We start from the raw sequence: 24117 nt of genomic DNA on the forward strand, positions 1-24117 counted from the left end.
AAATAAACTTTTTAATTTCCATGTTTTTTTATAAATCTAAAAATATTGTCAGTTTTATTATCAGGATTAATACTATATTTTGGTGATAATATGTATTCACCTTGTCCGGCCATATCTCCATGTTCTTTATAAAGTTTAGCTAGATCATATACAGTATTAATTTTGACATTGTGTTCTTTTTTTAGAGCTACAACTTCTGGTTCAGTTGTACTATAAAAACCTCTTTTTTGTTCTAGACCTTCATTGTATGCATAAGCTAAGTATGGTAGTAATAATGCTAATATAGAATCTTTTTTTCCATTTGCAAGATAACCGTTTTCAAATACTTTTCTTTGGTCTTGAATTCTTGGTAAAGTGTAACCACCAGCTAACATTTCGCAAGCAAAGTTTCTTTGATATTTTTCTCCAAAAAATAGTGATGCAACTTTTCTATTATAAGAAGTTACTGATCAACTATCAGAAACAAGTCTTACCTTTGAACCAACGGGAATAAGTTTTTCAGCATATTTATGGTCAAGTTCAGCAAAAGCTTTTTCAACTTTATCTATTGCTTTATTTTCAGGAGCATGTTCTTCTAATGTGTCAATTGTTGAAATTCTGACTTTATAGGTTTTACCCACTTCAATACTACTATCAACAGCACCTGTTACACTAAAAGGTTTAGTTAAAGCTTTAATTTCAAGTGTGTCACCATCAGTTATCCTTTCAACAGTAGCATCTACATAACTGAATCATTCTCAATATGTAAATTTCTTTTCTACAGTAACTGGAGGATCTAGAGGGTTTTGTGGATTTTCGGTTAATATTCCGCCCACTACACTTTGATCAAATACTTCTCCTATATTTTTATAATTTTGAAATTGAACAGCATACCCTTTTTTAGAATAATCTGCATTTGATATTGACTTATGATCATATCCACATGATTTAGATACTAAAATCAATGGAATTAATGAAGACATAGCTAAAATAGGTGATATTGAAAATTTCAATATTTTTTTATTAAATTTATTATTCATAATAACTAGTTTTAATTTATTAAAAATAATATTTTTATATTAAGCCTTGATTTACTTCTTCAAGGAATTTTTCAAATGTTTTACCAGATGAGGCATTAACAGCTTGTCTTGCTGCTGTACCTAAGTTATCACGTACTAATGCTGATTTGAAAGCAGGAACGTCATCTACTAATTTATATGTTGCAGATTCGCTAATTGATTTCTTAAAGTTTTCAAAAGCAATTTTTTGCGCATCATTAAGTTTGAATTTTTTATCTTTTTCAAGTTGTTCAGGAGTATAACTCAAAAATTCAGAGGTTGGAGTAATATAACTTCCTGCTTTATTGAAATCTTCAACCGGTGTTGTTCCATCACTTCTTTTCGTATAGAATCATTTAACAAATAATTTTGTTGCTTTGTCTTCTTCATCATTTGCATGAATTAATACTAAAGAAGGCCCTTGTGTAAATATAGCAGCTGTTTCATTTGCTTTATCAAAAGCATAGTGGGGATTTGAAATTCAAGTAGCTTCACTTTTTTGTAATGTATTTTGATTATCTGCTTTTGCGAATTCAAATTCTGTACTTTCAAATGCAAAAAAGTCATATTCGTTATTTTTAAAAATTTGTCCTAAATGTTTTGCTTTTGGAACAATATGTGTCTTTTTATTATTATCTGTGAAAATAACATTTGAACCTTGAACAGATAAATTGCTAGAACTAACTAAAAAACTTTTATCAGCTAATCCAGAAATAGCATTGTCTGAATTTTGATCTTTAGATTTATAGTCATATTTTCCTGCTTCTTTTTCATTTGTTGAACTAAAAATTTTGTTAGTATGACCATTAGTTGTGTCAAATTTAAACAATATACCTGCTTCTGGATTTTTACCATTTAGTTGTACAATTGTGCTAACTTTTTCAATATCTTTAGTATTTAAAGTTCCTTTGTATTTAACAATTTTATCGTTTTCACCAAAGTATGTTTTACTGTACCCAGCAGTTGATCCATAACTTATTCCTAGCAAGTGATTTTTTAAGTGATCCGAACCATATTGGCCACCACCACCAACTCATAATGCTTTTGAATTTATAGCATGCAATAATTTTTCAATTATTTTTTTGAATAATTTATGTTCTTCACTATTTTTGTTAAATCTAAAACTTTCAAAATCATATCCACCTGTTGCAATTATTTTTTTTGCAGTTGAATCAGGCTTATAAGAAATATAGTTCTTTTTGATATCACTTTTGGTAATAGATGAAGTCATTAAATTAACTGCAGATGGAAATGAATCTATACCAATTATGTAAGCTGAGGCATTTGGTTCATATATGCTTTTTGCAAGTATTGAAAAATCGATTAAAGAAGCATATGTATCAAACATATCATCAGTTAATTTTAATTTTTTAATTACATCTAAAACTGATTGTTTGATATCTGATTTAACAACTCATTTCTTTTTAAAATCAGCAAAATCTTTTTCTTGTGATTTGTTATATGCATCAATATAACTATCAATGTTGCTGTGAGTTCCATCTAGTTGAGCACCTTTTTCTTTAAGGTCACTTAAAATCTTACCTATAACAATTTTGTTAACAGAACCCATTTCACTTGAACGGCCAAGAGGAACTACTCATTTTTCCTTTTTGGTGTTGAAAGCAATATTATCATTTATAGTTTTGAATGAAGATGCAAGTCCAAAACTTTCATAATCTGCTTCATCCATAGCCAAGTTCATTTTTCATTCTGCAAGCAAAGCGGCAGCAGAAGGATAGTTAACAAAAATATTGAAAAGTTCGGTTTTATCTTTTGATGTTAACTTTAATCTTAATGTGCTAGTTGAATAACCATTAGGGTTAGCTACAACTTCTAAAGGCATATAACCTTCAGCTTTTTTATTTGTACCTTCTCATATATCTTTATTAGAGTTGTAGCCAATTCATTTATTATATTCATTAACTTTATCAATTAGCCCTTTACCCTGATTACCAGTTAATGAAAACCCTGTTGAAATAACTATTTTACCATCATTTCTTTGGTCAAAAGGTTTTTTGGTACAAGAAATCAATGTAGGTGACATACTTGCAATTGCACCTAGTGATGTCAATGACGCAATGGTAAATAACTTATTTTTTTTCATTTTTTGTATTTTTTAGTTTAAATACCTTTCAATAATGTCCATTATTGTTTTATTTTTTAAACAATTTTGTAAAACTAACGAATAGGATTTAATAACAATTTAATAAAATAAGAAATATTAACTAACAAAAAAATAAAAAAAATGCAAAAATCTTTGTACTAAAAATAGCTACTCGATTTTTGCGATTGGATGCTTTTAAAGAAAAACTTATTCCCCAACTTCATTTCTTTATTTTTCACATATTATATTTTACCTCAAAAGGCAATCTTTTATTTGTTTAACTAATGCTATTTTGACTTTTCAAAAGCATTTTTAAACAAAGAGTTGTATTTAAGTCATTAATTTGGAAAATAAAGAGATTTAGTTTGAAAAACTTTTGAATAATTTAATTATCTGTACTACTTCTAGTTCTTCGGAACGAGTTTTAAAAGTTAAATTATTAGCATTAAAAATTTGGTTTATTTTTTCTAAACTATATTTATTTTTTAAATTATTAAAAAGTGTTTTTCTTTTAAATTGAAAAATAGTTTTAGTAAATTCTAAAAAGTTTTTTAAATCAAAATCTAATTGTTTTTTAAATTCTATTTTTATAACAGCAGAATTAACTTTGGGAATAGGGTAAAAATTTTCTGCTTTTACTTTTAAAAGCTTTTGACAATTTGCACAAGCTTGTAAAGATACTGCAAGTTTGCCATATTCTTTGGTTTTTGGTATGGCACAAATTCTATCTGCTACTTCTTCTTGTATTAATAAAACAATCCTTTCAATTTTGAAAATAAATTCCAATAATTTAAAAATTATATCTGATGTAATGTAATAAGGAATATTACCTATTACAATTTGATTTTCAAAATCTAAATCTTTTATTTTTAAAAAATCAATGTTTACTATTTTTAAATTTGATGCTTTTAAATTTTCAAGATCTTCAATTAAGTCTTTATCTATTTCATAAGCTATAACGTTTTTAGCTTCTGAAATAAGATATCTAGTTAAAGCACCTTTGCCAGGCCCTATTTCTATTACATTTTTATTGGAACATTGTGCTATATCAACAATTTTTTTGTTAATATTTTCATTTATCAAAAAGTTTTGTCCAAGACTTTTTTTGGGTTTATTTTTAAATATATCATTCATTTAAATTCAATTTTATACTCCAAAAACTTTTTTGACATTTTGTTTGATTTGTTCAACTAGTTTTTCTTCTAGTATATTTCTACTTGCAGCAACATATTTGTAAATATATTCAACATAAGGACTTATATTAGGTTTACCGCGTAGAGGGGCTGGTGCTAAATAAGGAGTATCAGTTTCAAAAAACATACGGTCAAGTGGAATTAATTTATTAGCTTCTTGCAAACTTTTTGCATTTTTAAAAGTAACTACACCTGAAAATGAAAAATAAAAGTTTGGATGTTTTAAACATTTCTTAGTAAATTCTGCATCACCACTATATGAATGAAATACAAACTTAAGGTTTTGATATTTTTTGTTGCTTATGATACTATAAGCATCTTCTAATGCATCACGTATATGTAAAATAGCTACTAAATTATATTTTTGTGCTACTTCAAGTTGTGAGGTAAAACTTTCAAATTGAACTTCTTTTGAAGGATTATCATTATAATGATAATCCAAACCAATTTCACCAATACCAATTACATCTTTTGTAATTATTGATTCTAAAAACTTTCCATCTTGTTTGCCTTTAGCTAAACTAGGGTGAATGCCGATTACAGGAAATAAATAATCTTCTTTTTTACAAAGTTCAAGAAGTTCCACACAATCTTCTTCAGAAGTTCCATTTACAAACATATATTGCATATTTTGTGCTTTTCACTTTTTTACTTCTGTGTGTGGATCTTCATAATATTCTTTGAATGGATGTGTGTGAATATCAATATATTCAAGTTTCATATTTATTTTCCTTTCTTTTCGCTTTTTTTTAAACCAAGCTTAATTTTGCACTATTTTATGTTTAAAAAGGCGAAAAATCACTTATTATAAACAATTTTAATTAGAAAAAGTCAAGTTTTAATTGAACAAGGTCAGTTTGAATTTTGAATTGCTTTTTCAATATTAAAATTTTATTATAATTATTAGGATATATTTTTTAAATATATCACTTTTAAATATATATATTTAAATTTAATTTTTTTTGAAAGGAAAAAAATGAGCGACGAAAAATTAGTTGTTACTAGTAGTACGCCTAAGAAAATTAGTTTCTTCTCTGCTATAATTTTCGTTTTAGGTGCAACTATCGGTGCTGGAATTTTTCTTAGGGCTAAGACCGTTCTACAAAACTCAGGGCTAAACATAGTTTGAGCTATTATTGTTTGATTAATCGCTGGGTTTGCTGTTGTATGTATGGCTCTTGGACTAATAGAAGTAGCATCAGGACGTAACGACAATTTAGGTATGATCGGGTGAGCAAAAGCCTTTAACACTTTGAAAATTTACAAAGCTGTTAAATTCTTTATGACTTATCTATATCTACCATTTACATACTTCTTCATGCCATACTATGTTATAGTACAATTCCAAGATGGTTTGAGCGCATTTGGTGCTTCAACAGGTTTTGGAAAAGCTAAAGCCTATGGTGCATGAATGTACCTATTACTAGGTGTATTAATGACAGTATGAATGGTATTTTCAGCTGGTATTTCATCACGTGCTGGAAACATTCAAAACTGAATCGTTACTGCCTTTAAATTTGTACCATTGGTAGGTATAACTCTTATTGGTTTTATTTTCGCTGGAAAATACGGTATCAAATACGAATCAGTTAAAATTAGCGAAATTATTTTGGACAAAAAAACAGATTCATTCTTAGGAATATCACCATTCCTTCTAGTATTTGGCTCACTAGGCGGAATCTTCTTTGCATTTGATGGTTTCTATGTAACTGCTGGTATTCAATCAGAAATGAAACATCCAGAAAAAACTCCTGCTGCTTTAACAATCGGTCTTCTAAGTATGACTGCAATCTACATTACAGTAGCAACAGCTATGACCTTAGGTGCTGGTAATATTGGTGCTAAAACTGAAAAAATAGGTGATTTCTATTCATTTGGTGACAAGTTAAAAGAATTAGGACACGGATGAGCATTCGGATTAATTAACATTTGCATTTCAGTTGGTATCATTGGAATTCTAAACGGATTTACAATGTGAGCAACAAGATGAGTAGAAGATCTAATTAAAGAAGGTGAAATTTGAGTACCTGCTTCTGTATATAAATACATGAAGAACTCAAAAATGCCTATAGTTGGTGCAATATTTGTACTATCCCTATCACTACCATTCATTGTGATCTTAACAATTATTGGTGCTTATGGATATCATGATAGCTGAGGTCTAGGCGATGATTACGGTGCTAGAGTTTCAAACCTTCTAACATTTTCAGACTTAATGGCTGACTGAATGGCTATTTTCTCATTTGGATTTATAGCTCTTTCTATTGTTGGTGCACTACAAAACAGAAAGAAACACTTTATAGCAGTTACTGAAAACAAACATACAAAATGAGCTGGAATAACAGCTGTTGTTATTGTTGCTACAGTAATGATCTTTAAAGCATTAGATCCATTCTTTAGCTTATTCATTAATATTGGTAAGGCTCAAACTCAATGAGATGATCCTGAACTTAAACTAAAAGACGCAATAGTAGGTAATGGTGTGGCTTCAGCATTATTTATCATATATTGCATTGTTTCATTCTGTGGAGCTCCTATTGAAAGAATAATTGCTGAAAAAAGAGAAGCTAAACTAGAAGCTAAACTAAAAGTAAACCCAACAGATGAAAACTTATTAATTAGCAAAGAATTAAACGACATAGTTCTAAAAACCTTTAGAGAAGCTCGTGTAAATTAATTTCAATTTCATTTATTCTAAAAATAACTCCAGTTTAATCGCTGGGGTTATTTTTTTACTATTAATGTCTAAAGTTTTTTTATTCTTATTTATTTTGCTTATCTTATAAAAAAAATATCAAATACTTTTTTCTTGCACTTGATATTTATTATTTTAAACTTAAGCTTTTAACTTAGATTAATTATATTCATTATCTTCTGATGAAGTTTCAACAATTAATCCATGATTTTGAAGGAATGAAACTAATTCAGGAATATTTTCTGATTTAACTTGGCGAGGATCTAGTCCTTCTCCATAGTCTAATAGAATTTTTAGATTTCTATATCCTTGTTCAGTTAACATTTGACCTTTTTTCATTGTAACTCTAACATTTCTAGTTGCATGGTTTGAAAAGAATATCTTAGTTCTTGGCATTTGAGGTTGTTGAGTTATCATAATACCATCAAATTGAGCATTATTTAACTCTTCAGCATCAATTTCAAACACATTGCTATTGTTGTATAAAGTTAAACGTTTTAGCATTCGCTTACCATTTGAAGGTTTTAATTCATCATTAAAGATTAATCCACGTAATGATTTTCTTGTTTTAATTTTACTTAAATCAAGTCCTAAAGGTCAACTATTTTCGCCTTCTTTATGATCAGGACTTAATCCAGGTCCAAATCCACCTTGGAAGAATGGTTCATTATTTCTTACGAAATATACCATTCTAAGCCCATCGTTAATTCTACCTTTATCTTCATCTTCTTGGTCGAAACCTATAGTGTCAAAAGTAATTCTGGTAGCAATACGTTGTCATTTGGAATAATCAGAGCTTACATTGTAATCAACTGTATTAACCCATTCAACTTTTTTCAATGCAAATGGGTTAATAGTTCATTCATCGCGAAGTGAATTCCCTGTAGTTATTAAAGAAAGTTCTTTAATATTTTTGTTTTCAAGATATTTTAATGCATCTGTATTCGTAGATTCAAAGAATACTTCAAGTTGAGGCAAGGTGTCAGGAAGTTCTTGGACTATTTCACCCATTTTTTGGTTAGCATCAATTTTACCAACATTTAAGAAACGATATGAAGTAACATCAATATTCTTTTCTTTTAATTGTTTGATGATTTGTCTAGTTTTTTGATATCCTGCTTCATTAGCAAAGTCAATTGTTATTACAATACCTTTGTTTAATTTGCCAGCTTCTTCTTTTTCTCTTTTTAGTTCGTGAATCTTGATACCATCAGAATTATTAATTCCAAGATCTTTAAATCTTTCATCATTATTTGGACTAATTTCTGTTTTAGTTCATCCTGGATAATTACCTTGAAGAACTGTATCAGGCGCACGTTTTCAGTCATCAATTTTTGAAGGAAAACCAAATACTCTTTTTTCTTCATTATCACGTCTGATTCTTTCAAATGTGCTATTAGAACCTGGAAATGGAGAAAATGATCTTGAATCTATTTCACCATTTTCATTTATGAAAACATTGTCTTCACTTGCGGTTAATCCTTTACGTAAATATGATTCCGCATTTTGTGAAAGTTTGTTAAATTTAGACATATCCAAACGAGGATATATAAGTACTAGTCTTTTGATTTCATCATCAATGCTTTCAATTTTCATTGGTTTGATTTTATCTCAATAGTATTGCTTATCTTCTTCTTTAAATCAATTAACCAAATTATCATTTTGCATTTGCTTATTGATAAAGTCTCTAAATTTAAAGTATTGTTTTTCAAATCAAAGACGGTTGTTACGCAAATGTTCTTTGAATTTAAATTTCTCAGTATCTTCTTCAGGAAGATCTTTAATTGATTTATCAAAGTTATGGTTTAAACCTTGTTTAGCATGTTCCATATTAGCTTTTATAAGTTCATCAGTTACTTCAACATTAGTAATTTTAAAAGCAATTTCACTATAGTAAGGTTTTACATTTGTAATTCCTTTTTGTACATCACTAGGGTTATAAACTCTTTTAGCCGATTCTTCAACATCTACTTCAACATCAACACCAAAAATATTGATTTTTCTTTTGTTGTGAGTTACCTTAATTTCTTCATTTTCTTTAGGTTTAGGTTTTTCAACTGGTGGTTTAGGCACAGGAGTAGGAATAGGAGTTACTATAGGTGGTTTTGGTTTGGGTAAAGGTTCTGGTTTAACTTCAGGTGGTTTTGGAATAGAAGGGGTTGGAGTTGGCTTAGGTTCAGGTGGTTTTACTTCGTCTACTATTTTAATAATCTTAGGAATATTTTGATCTGTGACACTAGGGTTAGCATTATTTAAATCAAGATCTCCTTTTTGGATCTTCATTTGTGGATCTCTTAGATCTAAATTTACAGAATTTGTACGTTTAGCTTGTGATAAATATCAAATGCTTGCTGCAGTAACAAGTGTACCTACAAAAGCTGATGATCCTACCAATGCTAATTTAGTTTTTTTCTTTTTTATAATACCCATAATTTATTTGCTAATTTTATTTATTAGTTTCCTAGATTTCCTAATATTAATTTTTCTTCGTTCATTAACTTTAATTCTTCATCTGTAGGGATATTTAGATTTGATCCTATGTAACTAAATATTTCAGGACTTTGTTCTAAATATTCACCATTTAAGATTCTAATTACTGAATCAACTGTTTCTTCAAGAGGGACAAATACACCTTTTTCTTTGGTAAAATGTTCGGTCATAAAGAAGTTTTGGGTGAAGAAGTTTTCTAATTGTAAAGCTTTTTTAACAATTTTCTTGTTTTCAGCATCTAATTCATCAAAACCTAAGATTAGAATAACATCTTCTAGATCTTTATAGGCTTTAATAATTCTTTTAGCTTCAATAATAGCTTCGAAGTGCTTTTTACCAATAATTTTTTCATCAACTGAGTTAGATGAAGATGCAAGTGGATCAAAAGCAGGGAAAATATTTTTAGCGGTTTGCGCTCTTGAAAGAACCAAACTACCATCTAAGTGGTTGAAAACAGCAACAGCAGAAGGGTCACTTAGATCATCCATTGGTAGAAAAATTGTTTGAAATGAAGTAATAGAACCATTTGCATTTTTGAAAAGTCTATTTTCAACATTTGCAATATCACTTTCGAGAGTGGATTGATATCCACCAACAGATGGCTTTTTGCCAAGAGAAGCGCTAACTTCGTTTTCAGCTTGTACAAAACGGTAGATGTTATCGATAAATAGTAGTACATCTTCTTTTTCAATGTCACGGAAATATTCAGCTGCTGTTACGCCAATTGGAACAATCGACATTCTAGCTCCGGGTGATTCATTCATTTTTGAAATATACATAACTGAATTTTTCATAAGGTTAGAAGTTTCAAGTTCTTTGAAAAGTTCTACTCCTTCACGCGAACGTTCACCAGAACCAATGAAAATGTTGGCTGTTTTTGTTTCTTCACGGTTAACATTGAAAATAATTTCTTTCATTAAAACAGTCTTACCGACACCAGCTCCACCAAATATTCCAAGTTTATAACCTTTTATAATAGGCATAAAAAAGTCTATTGCTTTAATTCCGGTTTCAACAATTTCAATTTTATTGTCCAAATATCTAGTTGGATTAATTGTTGAATTCATTTCAACATATTTTATGTCTTTGTTTCTATTAGGTAGCATTGGAATACCTCTAAAACTATAAATATTGTTTTTTGAGTTTTTACCAATAGGTACTAAGAAACTTTTGTTAGTTACAGTTACTTTGTCCGATAATTTGATTTCATCAAATAGGTAAATGATAATAGCTCTAATAGTAGTATCATTTACTATTCTTTTAACTAGTAAATAAGTTTGACCATTATGCAATGTTATTATCGTGTTAAGAGCAGGAATTTGATTTTTAGCAAATTCAATTTCAACTACGTCGGTTCAGAATTTTGTTATTTTTGGTTCCATTATTTATCTCCTAACTGAATAGCAGCATTTTCTAAAAATTCAGTGCTTAAATCTAGAAATTCTTGATCTACTTCAATATCTCATTCAAGACCAATATATTGTGAATATTGTTTTAACCCGAATGCAAAGTAATTTTTATACATATTATCATCATATTTAGTTTGAGTTAAAATGGTATTAAAAATTAATTTAGCCGTAGTTTCATTGGCAATAAAATAATCTAGAAACATTAAAGCTTTTTGTTCGTCTTTAACACCTTCTAACACGTTTCAGGTAATAATTTTTGACATAAGTAAAACAAAGTGATATGAATATAAAGAATAACCTTTTTGATTGAACATTTTTTCAATTAATTTACCCTTATGAAGTAAGGAAGTTGTTTCTTTATTAAATTCATAATCCAACATTGCAAGTTTCAAGTGTCTTTTGTATGTTTTATAAATTTTTCCAATTTCACGAGCAACATTAGTAATTGAACGCGATTGAACACTAGATCCTGTTCTTGAAACTGAAAGGTCAATATCAATAGCAGGAAGTTTCCCACTTGAAAATAGATCAGAACTTGTTACAATTTGACCATCTGTAATAGAAATTATATTTGAAGCAATAGAAGAAGTAATGTCTCCATCAACTGTTTTTACAATAGGAAGAGCAGTTATGGTTTTTTTGTTTACAAAAGAACCAGAACGTTCTAATAAACTAGAGTGTGCAAAGAACATATCTCCCGGCATAGCTTCTTTACCGACAGGTTTATCAGTTAGAAGTGCTATTTCACGGTAAATGTTGGCATGTTTTGAAAGATCATCAAAAATAATTAATACATCGTGTTCATGTGAAATATTTTCAGCATGTGCCATACCTACATAAGGAGCTAAGTATTGTTCATAAGCACTAGTTGCAGGAGCATCTAAGATAATAACATTTTTTAAAACATCAAATGATTTAAGCGTGTTATAAAGCCTTGAAATATCTTCTCTTTTTTGTCCGATTGCTACATAAATACATTTAGTATTTTCTTTGGCTTGATTAATAATAGTATTAGTTGCAATATGAGTCTTACCAGTTTGACGGTCTCCAATAATTAATTCACGTTGACCTTTACCAATAGGAATTAATAAATCAATTGAAATAATACCTGTATAAAGTTGAGTATTTAAGGTTTTAACTTTAGTTAAATCGTGGGCGCTACCAAAAATTTTACTTCCGTGTTTAGGATTTTTATGTTCTACTTTTTGAGGTTTGGGTAAAACGATGTTACCATTAACATCAATAATTTTGCCATAGTATTCATCTGATGTATAAATCAAGTTTTCATTAGAAATTTCAATTAATTCATCATTGATATTTAATTTCTTTTCAGCATTATTTGTTAATAAGAAAGCTTTTGTTTTAGTAGAACTTACAAGCATTAGTTGGTATGTTGGTTTATCTTTAATGGTAAAGAGTTGTCTTTGTTTGTAGTCATATTCACCTTGAACTTCAACGATATAATCAAATATTGCCGAAATCCTTGGATTTTGTGATTTGGTTATTGCCATTTTATATTCCTTTCAATCCTCAGCCTAATAATGTAGCACCCGCAATGAGAACTATAACTGATATGATGATAATGGTAATGAATACCTTTTTAATATTTTTGTTTGTTAATTTACGATATTTTAGACCTGTAATTATTGCTCATGCGATGGTGTTAATTAAACCAATTGCTAACATTAATGCGCCAAATGTAATTTGCAGTTTAGTTTGAGTGGCATTACCTTGTTGAGCAAGTCCTAATGCTTTGTCATAAGCGTTTTGAATTTCTTCAACTTTCTTAGAATCGCTTTTATTAATTTTCTTAGTTAAAGAAATTTTTCCTAATGTTTGAATTGAAGCAAAAGCTTTTGCAACTTTTGTTACATATGAATCAAATCATTTAGCGTAATTTAATGATTTAGAAGTTGAAAAGGCTTTTAATTCAAATACATCTTTTGAAGCTTTACGATATAAAGTGTCAAGAACATTTAATTTAAAATTAAATTCATTGTAATTACTTTCAAGTAGTTCTTTAGCTTTACCTACATTTGCTTTAATTTCAGTTAATACATTTTCAAATACTATTGGTAGAAACGTTCAGAATGGAAGTCCGCTTAGTTTCGAACCCACAAGTGGTTCAATTAATAAAGCTTTAATACTTTCTGCTACTTTATTAGCCACTTTTTGGTTTGCAGGAGATACAACACCAGCATCATATATTCCTTGATCTTCCATTGAATTAAGCCCTTTGCTTAAAAGAAGCGAAACTTCATATATAAAGTTTGAGTTATTGTAATAAATCGTAGTTATTGCAGTAATCATACTAAATAATACATTTGCTATATCACTATCACCTAGGTTATTGTAATCAAGTTTATCATCAATACCCAGTGCAGTATAAAGACTAGTAAATGAGTTTTTAAGTGTATTAATTTGCTCTTGTCTTAGAATTTGGAATAATGGATTTGAATTATCTTCCATTTTTACTTCAAGTTCAGGAAAACTTCTTTGTTGTGATGGATCAATTCTATCTTGGACTGAAACCACTACTTTGAAAGTGTTTGCACCACTATTAACACTAGTTATTTTTCCAACTCTATATGAATATCTTGTGTTAATAGGATTATCAAAGAAGAAAACGTTTTTTCCTGATTCAAATTCTGATTTGATATTATCCGCTGATAAATGTGCATATTCAGCGCTTACTATTGGTGTTAATCAAGGAAGCGATTCAATTTGTTGTTCTGTTTCAACTTTTTCGGTTGGTTTATCAGGAACAATTGAAGGTTTTGGAGGTTCTGGTGGTTTTTCGTTTGGTTTTGGAGTTGGTTCTTCTTCTTCAATTTTTTGACGCAAGTCAAAATCAACAAAACGATTTTTTATTTTACTTTGAACAAATGCTTCTCATGATTCAAAATCTTTTGGTTTTGTAATTTGAAGTCCATCAGGAGTAGGTTTTACTTCAATATCTTTATCAATTTCAGGAGTTTCTTCTGAATTGTAAATTATTTTTCCGATTTCTTTTTCAAGATTAACAAAGTAAGTTTCAATGAATTTTGTAAGTTGTTCTTTAGTTATAACATTATCAATTTCTTCGATTTTCTTGATAGTGTTGCCTTCGCCTTTAATTACTTTTTCATAATTATAAGGATCTGTAAAACCATATTTTACTTGAACATAATTTTTCTTATTGAAGAATATATCACCAACTAAAAGTTTTTTCTCTTTTGATAAAACATGTGGTTGAAGGATGTGAAAGTCATATTTATAATAATCTTCAACTATTTTATCTTTATTGTCATTTAAGAATTTAATGATATTTTCAAGATAGATGATGGCGGCTGTTCTTTTCTTGAAATCCATTTTTTTGTCATTATTAACTCTTTTGCTTTCGTTTTGAAAGTAAGAAATAGCAACTTCAAGAACCTTTTTTAGACGTTTTTTAACTTCTTCTTTTGCAATGCCATCAAAAGTATCAAAATCTTTAGCAACTTCTTTTGGCTTTTCAGGTTTTTCTTCCGCTCTACGCGAAATTAAAGTTACAGCAGGAAGAATTGGAGTGATTAAAGCAGGAAAAACTAGAAATTTTTTCAATTTAGATTTATTCATTGTTTTCTCCTTTCTTTAAATGCAAGATTTCCTCCATTTTTAATCTTCAAACTTGTTCTTCTAATTTTACTAGCTCAAGATATTCACTTAAATCTAGACCAATTTCATTTAATGAATGATAGTATCCAATTTTTTCATTTAAATTTTTAATTGTTGATTTAATCTTTTCTTTTCGTTGCTTAGTTTTTGAGTAAATATTTAACTCACTAGAGCTAGTTATTTTAAGCAGATTATCTTTTAAAACGAAGTTAGTGTTTTTTAAGAATATATAAGAATTTTTTTGTGTATCTAGGTCATTTATTTTAATTAGTGTATTTTTATAACTTCCAATCATATTTTGATCTAGTAATTTTCAGTCATCTTCATCATCAACATTGATGTATACAAGAGCATGATCAATTTTCTTTGATTTATTACCGATGAAATTAATTTCTAATCTTAATCCAAGTTTCTTATCCATTGTTATCACCTTCTTGTGAATCAAAGGAATTATTATTCTTGGTTAATAAAACAAGTTCTTCAATTTCATTTTCACGTTTGATCTTCAATAGTTTTTTCTTGATCTTGCTAACCATTTCTTCAATGTCTTTAATGATTTTATTAACAGTAACAAGACCATTTTTTGCATTATAAAATGAAGATTCAACAATTAATGCTCAAATAACATTTTCTAAATAGATGCTAATTTCATTATTAACAAAATCATCAATGTTAGGAAATATTTGATATTCCATAACATTTTCAGTAGGTTGCTCAGTATCACTTTTAGCAAGTTTATGAATATCTAGATTTTGAATTGGCAAAATATTAAATGATTCATTATAGTTTTTGTTGGTATTTATAACAAAATGAACATTATCATAACTATTTTCTGAATACAATACTTTGATAATTTCAGCTAAATTGTTAGCAAGAAGGGGAGCGTCTGTAGAATCATAAGAATGGATTATTTCAAATTTATGTTCTAAGCAAAATTGTTTTGCTCTATTACCAACAGTAATAAATTCAACATTTTTCTTTGCTACTTTTTGTAATATCATTTTTTCATATCTTGAATATGAGTCAGTTTGATATTTTTGTTCTTCGGTTAAATAAATTCAAAGTTCTTTTTGTTTTTTAATACGGAAAAATTTAAGAGTTTTATTATGAGAAACAAATTTATTATTTATGGCATATTTTTCATTTACAAGATCAATTAAATTTTTATTAAGCAAAGCATTTTGGATATAAAAATTTAATTGACTTGTTAATTTCATAATAGTGATTAAAAGTATGTTTTTGTCACTATTTGTTTTTAAGAGTATATGCTCTAAATTTTGTTTCTTTTGTTCTATTTTTTTAATATGCATAGCAAACTCCTCTATTTGATGATTTTAACGTGAGTCTTATCGAAAAACAAATTGATTGGATCCATAATTGAGTCTTGATATGCAATCAAAGAAGGCAAGATTTCTACATATTTACCTTCAAGTAAAAGTGTTGAGATTAATTCGTTGTATTTACCTAAAAATAAATTTAATTCTTCATTTTCAAGTGATGTGGTCAATGAAGCAACATAAACATCAGAACCACTAAATGCAGAAATTATAGGAACCAATTTATTTGCTCCATATTTATTATCTACATTGTATGAAACTACAAAATTAGTAAATTGAATATCTTTTTGGTTAGCAAAAGCATCAGTATAAATATTGGTAAATGCTGCAAATGCTTCTGATTTTTGCGAAATTGTATTATTAACCAAAATTGTATTAACTAATTTTTCAAAACTAATAAAGTTAGGATAATCTAGAATTTCATTGTAAATTTTGAACAAAGAAACAAAATTGGTTAAACCAAGAGCAATTTGTTTCTGTTCAATTTTTCTTTCGATTCTAGATTTTTTATCTTTGATTACAATTTTATTATTTTTTTTCATAAGTAGTTTCCTTTAACTTTTCTTTTGTTTTGGAAATTTTTAGTAATATCACGATTAATTTTATTGCTGAGAACATAAAGAACGATACAGCAATCACAACATTTAATACTAAGAATATTTGTGTAATGTAGAGTGATGAATTAATAATATAGAAGATATTATTAGATTTAGATAGTAAATATTGATTTATTCCAAAGATGAACATTGAAAGCACCATCGCTATCAAGAACGTAATTAGAAATATCATTTCAGTAATAGTAATTGAATTAGTTTTTTTCAAATATACAACAAGCATAGTAAGTGACATTACTGAAATAAAAAAGATATTTAATGCATTTACTAATTGAATATTTGAGTGAAGCCCTGCTACTAGTAGTGAAACTCAAAGCAACATTTGAAATAGTGAAAAGATTAATGAATTTATTGAAGCACCATTTGGTTGTAGTTTCTTTTTGAAAGTAATTGCCAAATATAAAGAAGTAAGAATTAAACCAAATAAAATTTCAAATAAGTAGAAGTATTCAGTTTTATGATTAACAATTCCCAAATCAACTACTTTAATAGTGAAAACTTTAATAAATCATATGAATGTTGCTGCTAAATAAGTTAGAACCAACACTAATTGGTCTTTGAAGAAGCTATATGTATATTGTTTCGCAAGCAAGAATTGAATTCTTGTAATGTTAACTGCAATTGCGAGAATTCCTAATAATAAAGCTAGTGAAATAACAATAACAAAGTTTTTAGCAGATTTATTTACAAATAAGTTTTTAAAGAAGTTGAAGATAATGTTATTTTCTAAAAATGCATTAGGATATATTGTAGCTTTAACTGTCATATAAACTAAGATAATAGAAACTACAAGAATTATAAATTGAGCAACTAATGAAACTATTGTAGGCCAAATCCTACCATATAAAATAGGATCACTTTTTCTTTTAAGAAAGTAAATATAAAGTGAATATGAAAGATTTAATAAAAATAATGGAACGCATATAAACATTAAATAAAAATTTTGCATCAAGTCATTAGATAGAAAGAATATCAATGTAAACATTGAACTCATTGAAATCAATGCGTACAATATATATCAAGGCAAATACTTTTTGATTAACTCTTTTTGGAAATATACATTTAGATAATTTCTTGTTATTGAATATACAAAAACTGAAATTAGTAATGTAAATCGATAAAGAGCAATTGCAGTAGTATGTAATGTTGTTGGTGTATATATTTGTAGAAAATCATCGATTTTAAACAATTTTTCACCAAATATTGTTCTATCAGCTAAAAACATAAAAGTTAGTGAAAACGAAAAGAATATTAGAATAAGAATTATTTTGTAAATAAATGCTCATTTATTATTTTTTTCATTTTTCACATAACTTGAATATGACGTTAATAAACTAGTATTTAATTTTTTATCTTGAAAATGGCGTTCGTCTCGCGAACTTTTATCTACCATTTGAATTACCTATAATGCCGTTGAATTTAAATTCATCAGGAATTTTATCCACACCGTTAGCAAACAATGCTGTTTTAATGTTTGGATATCTCTTTTGAAGTTCTTCTCTAAATGAACTTTGTTGGTGTTTACCACCACCATTTATTAAATCGTATTGTGGCAAATTATACTTTCCAAACATTCCTTTGTAGTCAAAACCTTCAGATCTGAATGCAACTGCAAGTCCTGTTTTTGCACCTTCATTTGAAGCGAAATATGTTCCTATTAATTCATTTTTGCCAGTTCTTAATGAAGAACCAGAAGCGCCACCTGCTGGTGCGTAGTGTCTAGGCGCATATTGTAAACCATATGCAAAATATTGTTTACCTTGATATTCAAATAGTTTAGATGCTAATTTATGTGCACCTAAGAATGCATCTATAACACCAGGTTTATCAACAAATGTTCTATATCCCAAACTATAAGATAGTCAATTACCGTATTTTGTATCTTCTTCGGTAAGATCTAATCTATTAAAAAATCTATAATCAGAGTTAGTTCATAAACTATATGATCAGCGCATTTGTTGCGCTTCTTTTTCATAATCATACTTATATAAATCGTCGTATAGTACTCAGTCATATATAGAAAGAGGTCAACCAACGATATAGATACTATCTAAATTTGCACTATTTTTAATTTGTTCTTCGATTTTTTTGATTTGTTCTTGAATCTCTTTTTTGGTTGCGTCATCATATGGTTTAGTTAATTTTTCTTTTAGACTATTTAATTTTTTTTCTAATTTAACCAATGGAAAGTTAACTCTAGAATAGTCTTTCAAGAATGAATCTTTCATGATTTTTACATGTTTTGCTGTATCAGATTCATAATCATTAGTTACAGCTTTTGCTAATTCTCCAGCATTTTTTAATGTTCAATTCTCATTTAAAGCACTACTATATTTTTTTGTTACATCAAGATTGTTACTATGAACACCTACTTTAAGATTAGCTGCTTTTTCAAAGTCTACTTCAATTACGGCAAAATCTTGAAAATCTTGTACATCTTTAAATTTTGCTTTTTGAGCACTATTCATATAATCAGCAGGATTATCTTTCATATAGTCAGTTGCTGTATAGAATGTTTTAAACATTTCTTTTACACCATCACCATTAAATGAAAATTTTTCAATTTTAGAATCAAATTGATCTAGTCTAAATACTGTATTCAATCCTACATTTTTGATTATTCTTGTTAATGATACGGCCACAAGTTTTTCTGGATCAAATTCTTTTACAACGTGTAAGTTGGTCCCTAAGTAAAACTTAGTTGCTGGTTGACCATTATTATTTTTTTGATAGTCTAAAATTCATGCTGTACCAGAAGAACCTTTGGTTTCATTTGGTTTGCCTGTCTTCATATCAAAACGAATAGAAAATGTCTGAAGAGCAGAAGTTTTATACATTTCATTTGGTAATTGTCTTGGAAGCCCTGTAGTTTTGAATTCGTTATCTCTACCTAAACTATCAACTCATGAAGGCCCTTTGCCCGATTCTGATCCTTCATTTACATATAATTTAGTTTCACTGCCTTCTTTTACTGCAAGCGATTGCTTCTTAACTTTTGCAGAATCATATTTTTCAAGTCCTAATTCTTGAGCCAACTTATCAAACTTTTCTTTTTCAGCAGTTTCAAGTGTAGGATTATAAGATGTATCACCTTGTTGTTGGCGTTTTAAAATTTCTGTATATTTTTTATTGTCAAGTTCATATCTTTGCTTTTGATCATTTGCAATATACTTATCGATTTCTGAAGGTTGTGGTTTTAATCCGGTTGTTGCACTCCAGTTTGCACCAATACCATCATGTCTAAACCCGTTTTCAGTTATAGTCTTTAAAACAAAATTATCCTTTTGGTCTTTTTTAGGATCGTTTTTATAAAAGATTTTTACAATTATGTCAAATATTCCAGTTTTACTTGAATCGGTTGCAGTATCACTATTATCATTAACGGTACCATAAATTTCATAATCAATTCTATCAGCATCAGCACCTTCAATAGATAATTTGATGTCGTTTTGATTTATGTTTTTAGTATATATAGAATTTCTTTCAGCATTTGGATATGGTGAAAATTGAGTAAGTTTAATTTTTAAACCACTAGCAATTTTTGTCAAATCACTTTGTTTCTGTTCTGGAGTTTTTTGAATATCATTAGGATTGGCTTTTTTAGTATTAATACAGCTAGCAGAAATCATTGCAAATAAGGGCATCGATGCAATAGGTGCTAGACATAATAATATTTTTTGATTTGTTTTATTCATTTTATCACCATTATATATATTTACAATATATATAAGTTCTTTTTTGGCAGTCCTTTCATTGGCTCTTTTAAAAGCGTTTAAATTCTACACTTTTTTTTTTTTTTTTTTGTTGCTAAAAACGTTTTTATAATGATTAAACGCATTTAAATGCAATTAACAAAATATCAATTTTTTATGCCAAAATTGTCAAAAATTTTTGCGTTTTTAGAACAAAAAAATACCACTTTTTTTGGTATTTTAGAGTATTTTGTGAGGTATTATTTTACCTTTTTTTCTAATGATTTCTTAACTTTTTCAATTACTTTATTGAAGGTTTCTGGATAATTAATAGCTAGTTCTGAAAGCATTTTTCTATTGATTTGAATCTTAGCTTCTTTAAGCCCTTCTATTAATCTTGAATAGGTTATTCCCATAGGTCTACAAGCTGCATTAATTCTAGCAATTCATAGCTTTCTAAATTCACGTTTGATTTGTTTACGGTCTCTAAAAGCATATGTTCATGATTTAACAACTGCTTGTTTTGCTACTTTAAATCCTATAGATTTATGTCCTCAGTAGCCTTTTGCTAATTTAATTCATTTGTTACGTCTTCTTCTTGTAACAATTCCACCTTTTGTACGCATATAACTTTCTCTCCTTAATCTTTATTCACTTTGTTTTATATTAATTCTTTATATCTTTTGAAATCTGAATGAGATAATTGAGAACCTTTACGTGAATGACGTTTTTGTTTTGTGGTTTTATTTTGTGCTAAATGTGAACGGTATGCATTTCCACGTTTGATTTTTCCGTTTTTAGTAATCTTAATTCTTTTTTTAAGACCACTTTTAGTCTTCATTTTTGGCATCTAATTCTCCTTGATCTGAATCTTTTTGACCTTTTGTTTCAATTTTCTTCTTATCTTTTTCTATGAACATATCTAGAAATTTTCCATTTTGTAGAATAGCTTCTTTTGTTATTTTAGCTATATCTTCTACTAAAGCAAAGAATTTATCTAATATTTCAGTTCCAAGTTCAGTTCTTGATTTTTCTCTACCTCTGAATTTAACCGAAATCTTTACTCTATCTCCATTTAATATAAATTCTCTTGCTTTTTTGGCTTTAGTTTTTAAATCGTTATCACCAATTAAAGGTGTTAATCTAATTTCACGATTATTTGTAACCGTTTGTTTTTCTTTATTGATTTTTTGTTTTTTCTTCTTTTCGTATTTGAACTTACCATAGTCCATTAATCTAGCAATCGGTTTATTATTATCAAGTGCTATTAATACTAAATCAAGATTTTTATCTTCAGCGTGAGATATTGCATCTTCTTTAGTCATAACGCCTAATTTTTCGCCTGTTTCAGAAATTACAAAAATCTTTTTATATGGAATATTTTCGTTGATAACATGTTCTGCTTTTGGCAAACGACTATTAAGATTATTTGATTTTACAGTGTTGTTTATAATCTTCTCCTTATCAAATAAAAAAGTGGACATATCCACTTCTCTCAACCTACAAAAAAAATATATAAATACCTATTATTTTATGTAGCAACCAATACGAGCAATCGTAAGGTGAGAAATGAATCTTCTTTTTGCTAACTAAGCATTAGGTATTATAACTTAATTTTTAATATTTTTTCGTAAATTTCCTTTTGGTCTGGAGTAAATATAATGCCTTTTTCACGATTATAATCTAGACAACATACTTTAATAGTTTCATCCAAACATTTATCAAAATCTTTAAATGCTAAATTTCTCAATTTTTGCACACCTTTTCAGGTTCTACCTAAACCGATTTTATCGGCAACATATAAAATCTTATCTAGCAAGGTTGGATCTAATGATAATGTTGTATGCACTTTTATAGAATCTAAAACTTCTTCATCCGGATACATATAATCATATTTTAGAAAATAATAAGCAGTAGTTTGATGATATTTATAAGGCAAAATATTTTCTTCACCATATTTTTTTAAATATTCAAATGATTTTTCATTAGATCATTCTTTAGTTATATCATGCATATAACCAGCACGATATGCTTTTATGTGAAATTCTTTATCATTAGGTTTTAAATATTTAGAAAGTTTTAAAGCAAAATCTGCTGTTTGCTTTAAATGATAATATCTGAAATGAGAAAGTGAATGTTTTGCAATTTCATCAAAATATAAAAAGTTTGAACCAATATATTTTTGAACTTTTTCATCAACTTGTTGCAAATTACCTTTGCGATAGTTGGTTGATGAAAAATCATAAAATTTATTATTTAATTGAAGACAATTATATTTTTTAAAATTTAGGTGTTTATATTTTTTTGTTCGATTAAAAACACTAATTTTTACAAGTTCAGAAATTTTGTCAATTTCTTTTCATTTATGTAGTTTTGGTAAATTATCAGAACCTATTAAAAAATAAAATTTAGCATCTTTAAACTTGGAAACGAAATATTCAACTGTATCTATGGTGTAAGATAAAGTGTTTCGGTTGGTTTCAAATTCTGATATTTTCATTTTAGGATTATGACTAATTACAAGTTTAATCATATTAATCCTATGTTTAGAACTTTCATAATCTTGATTTTTCTTAAATGGATTTTTATTTGCAGGAACAAAATAAAGTTCATCAAGCCCTAGTTCTTGAATAGCATCTTCTGCAATTAAAATGTGTCCCTTATGTATTGGATTGAAACTGCCACCAAATATTCCTATTTTCATTTTGCCTCTTAGTCTACTAATTTTTTAATAAATTTTATACCTTGTAAGTTTTTAATTTCAGTTTCATATTGTTTTAATGTTTTCAAAACATTAGCTTTAAAGTGATTATTGATTATTAGAATTATATTTTTTACTTTATCATTTTCGAAATCTGTGAAAAGATCAATGAAATCATTTTGCAAATATATTTCTCTTAAATTAGAAACTCTAACGCCTATTCCCCTTAATGGTTCATCTTGCCAATTTGTATTGAATAAAAATAGTACAATGTCAAAGATTTTTTCCCATGTGCTGATATGTTCAGATAATTTCTTTTGAAAGATATGCCATTTTTTATCTATATTTCTTAGTTGAATTGAAACCACATTTCCTTCACGACCAAGAGATTGCAAACTATTAGCAACATCTTTGCATAAATCCATTAACTTACTTTTTATCTGTGAAAAATCTTCTAGATCATCTTCTAAAAATGTTTCATTTCTACCAATACCTTGCGGATTTCATTTTGTGTTAACAATTTCTTGTGATACTTCACCTTTAAGTTGTTTTAATAAACCAGCATAATTTTTACCAAATATTTTCTTTAGAAAATTGTTGTTTTCTAGATTCACAATATCTCGATATGTTTTTATTCCAGTTTCTAACAATTTTTTAGAATAAGCTTTACCAATCCCAAATATCTTATTAACTTCTAAATCATAAAAATTTTTCTCAATATCTTCTGGCTTAGTTCAAATAATTCCATGAGGCTTTGCCTTATAAGTAGACATTTTAGCCAAAAACTTAGTATAAGATATTCCAATAGAACAAGGTATTGAAGTATTCTTTTTGATTTTTTCTTGCAATTCTGTTGCTATTTCAAGTGGATTTTGTCAAACTTCTAATTCTTTTTCAATAAAACATTCATCTATTGAATAGATTTCTATTTTGTCAGAAAAATTGTCTTTTATATAATTAAAGATATTTTGTGATACTTCAACATAATATTCCAAATTAGGTTCAACAATTACAACACTAGGAAATTTTTCTTTAATTAAATAAATTGGATCGCCTGCTTTAAAACCAAGTTTTTTAAGTTCAGATGATATTGCTGTTGCAATACTTCTTTTGTATTGTTTAGCAATAGCAACAGGTTTATTGATAAGCGATGGATTATTTTTTCTTTCACAACTTACAAAAAATGAATCCATATCCACATGAAATATA

At 27.9% G+C, this 24117-nt stretch carries 19 protein-coding genes; 1 reads left to right on the top strand and 18 read right to left on the bottom strand.

Features of this window, described 5'->3' with window-relative positions; genetic code table 4:
• Positions 1 to 11 precede the first annotated feature (11 nt).
• The 4 genes from JN03_RS09435 to JN03_RS02220 form a co-directional block, all read right to left on the bottom strand.
• Positions 12 to 1019: a thermonuclease family protein gene (locus JN03_RS09435; protein ID WP_036440642.1), complete on the bottom strand. Its 1008-nt coding sequence runs from the start codon at positions 1017 to 1019 to the stop codon at positions 12 to 14.
• A 34-nt stretch (positions 1020 to 1053) separates the two neighbouring features.
• Entirely contained in the window at positions 1054 to 3141 is a 2088-nt protein-coding gene (locus JN03_RS09440) for a P68 family surface lipoprotein (RefSeq protein WP_036440639.1), read from the bottom strand.
• 360 nt (positions 3142 to 3501) lie between these two features.
• Entirely contained in the window at positions 3502 to 4275 is a 774-nt protein-coding gene (gene rsmA / locus JN03_RS02215; protein WP_134076636.1) for a 16S rRNA (adenine(1518)-N(6)/adenine(1519)-N(6))-dimethyltransferase RsmA, read from the bottom strand.
• A 12-nt stretch (positions 4276 to 4287) separates the two neighbouring features.
• Positions 4288 to 5055 (bottom strand): TatD family hydrolase, encoded by a 768-nt coding sequence (locus JN03_RS02220; protein WP_134076637.1) that lies wholly within the window; start codon positions 5053 to 5055, stop codon positions 4288 to 4290.
• Positions 5056 to 5310: 255 nt separating this feature from the next.
• Between JN03_RS02220 and JN03_RS09445 the strand changes: the two genes are divergently transcribed.
• Positions 5311 to 7011, top strand: a complete 1701-nt coding sequence (locus JN03_RS09445) for an APC family permease (RefSeq protein ID WP_134076638.1) — start codon at positions 5311 to 5313, stop codon at positions 7009 to 7011.
• Between the two features lie 177 nt (positions 7012 to 7188).
• Here JN03_RS09445 and JN03_RS09450 read toward each other — a convergent pair whose 3' ends face one another.
• The 14 genes from JN03_RS09450 to JN03_RS09485 form a co-directional block, all read right to left on the bottom strand.
• Positions 7189 to 9459: a putative immunoglobulin-blocking virulence protein gene (locus JN03_RS09450; protein WP_134076639.1), complete on the bottom strand. Its 2271-nt coding sequence runs from the start codon at positions 9457 to 9459 to the stop codon at positions 7189 to 7191.
• Positions 9460 to 9482: 23 nt separating this feature from the next.
• Entirely contained in the window at positions 9483 to 10901 is a 1419-nt protein-coding gene (locus tag JN03_RS02235; RefSeq protein WP_036440624.1) for an MSC_0618 family F1-like ATPase beta subunit, read from the bottom strand.
• Positions 10901 to 12439, bottom strand: a complete 1539-nt coding sequence (locus JN03_RS02240; RefSeq protein ID WP_036440621.1) for an MSC_0619 family F1-like ATPase alpha subunit — start codon at positions 12437 to 12439, stop codon at positions 10901 to 10903. Before JN03_RS02240 ends, JN03_RS02235 begins: the two co-directional genes overlap by 1 nt.
• A gap of 1 nt (position 12440) precedes the next feature.
• Positions 12441 to 14525, bottom strand: a complete 2085-nt coding sequence (locus JN03_RS09455; RefSeq protein ID WP_134076640.1) for an MSC_0620 family F1-like ATPase-associated subunit — start codon at positions 14523 to 14525, stop codon at positions 12441 to 12443.
• The gene (locus JN03_RS09460; protein WP_036458108.1) at positions 14518 to 14985 is read right to left on the bottom strand and encodes an MSC_0621 family F1-like ATPase epsilon subunit; all 468 of its coding nucleotides are present in this window, start codon (positions 14983 to 14985) and stop codon (positions 14518 to 14520) included. The genes JN03_RS09455 and JN03_RS09460 overlap by 8 nt, the downstream gene beginning before the upstream one ends.
• Positions 14978 to 15874 (bottom strand): MSC_0622 family F1-like ATPase gamma subunit, encoded by an 897-nt coding sequence (locus tag JN03_RS09465; RefSeq protein ID WP_036458110.1) that lies wholly within the window; start codon positions 15872 to 15874, stop codon positions 14978 to 14980. Before JN03_RS09465 ends, JN03_RS09460 begins: the two co-directional genes overlap by 8 nt.
• Positions 15875 to 15885: 11 nt before the next feature.
• Entirely contained in the window at positions 15886 to 16443 is a 558-nt protein-coding gene (locus JN03_RS02260) for an MSC_0623 family F1-like ATPase-associated protein (protein WP_036440609.1), read from the bottom strand.
• Entirely contained in the window at positions 16430 to 17908 is a 1479-nt protein-coding gene (locus tag JN03_RS09470; RefSeq protein WP_134076641.1) for an MSC_0624 family F1-like ATPase-associated membrane protein, read from the bottom strand. The genes JN03_RS02260 and JN03_RS09470 overlap by 14 nt, the downstream gene beginning before the upstream one ends.
• A complete protein-coding gene (mip, locus tag JN03_RS09475) occupies positions 17898 to 20210 on the bottom strand; it encodes an Ig-specific serine endopeptidase MIP (RefSeq protein WP_134076642.1) in 2313 nt (770 codons plus the stop codon). The genes JN03_RS09470 and mip overlap by 11 nt, the downstream gene beginning before the upstream one ends.
• Positions 20211 to 20467: 257 nt before the next feature.
• Entirely contained in the window at positions 20468 to 20833 is a 366-nt protein-coding gene (gene rplT, locus JN03_RS02275; protein ID WP_134076643.1) for a 50S ribosomal protein L20, read from the bottom strand.
• Between the two features lie 35 nt (positions 20834 to 20868).
• On the bottom strand, positions 20869 to 21057 hold the full coding sequence (rpmI, locus tag JN03_RS02280; RefSeq protein WP_036440571.1) for a 50S ribosomal protein L35: 189 nt from the start codon (positions 21055 to 21057) through the stop codon (positions 20869 to 20871).
• Positions 21038 to 21691 carry a translation initiation factor IF-3 gene (gene infC / locus JN03_RS02285; RefSeq protein ID WP_080696055.1) on the bottom strand — a complete coding sequence of 218 codons (654 nt, stop codon included), beginning with the start codon at positions 21689 to 21691 and terminating at the stop codon, positions 21038 to 21040. Before infC ends, rpmI begins: the two co-directional genes overlap by 20 nt.
• 119 nt (positions 21692 to 21810) lie before the next feature.
• Entirely contained in the window at positions 21811 to 22911 is a 1101-nt protein-coding gene (locus JN03_RS09480; RefSeq protein ID WP_036440568.1) for a nicotinate-nucleotide adenylyltransferase, read from the bottom strand.
• Positions 22912 to 22919: 8 nt separating this feature from the next.
• Positions 22920 to 24101, bottom strand: coding sequence for a Y-family DNA polymerase (locus JN03_RS09485; protein ID WP_166666760.1), 1182 nt, complete (start codon positions 24099 to 24101; stop codon positions 22920 to 22922).
• Positions 24102 to 24117 lie beyond the last annotated feature (16 nt).

It is taken from the genome of Metamycoplasma hyosynoviae (assembly GCF_004365165.1).
Taxonomy (GTDB): Bacteria; Bacillota_I; Bacilli_A; order Mycoplasmatales; family Metamycoplasmataceae; genus Metamycoplasma; species Metamycoplasma hyosynoviae.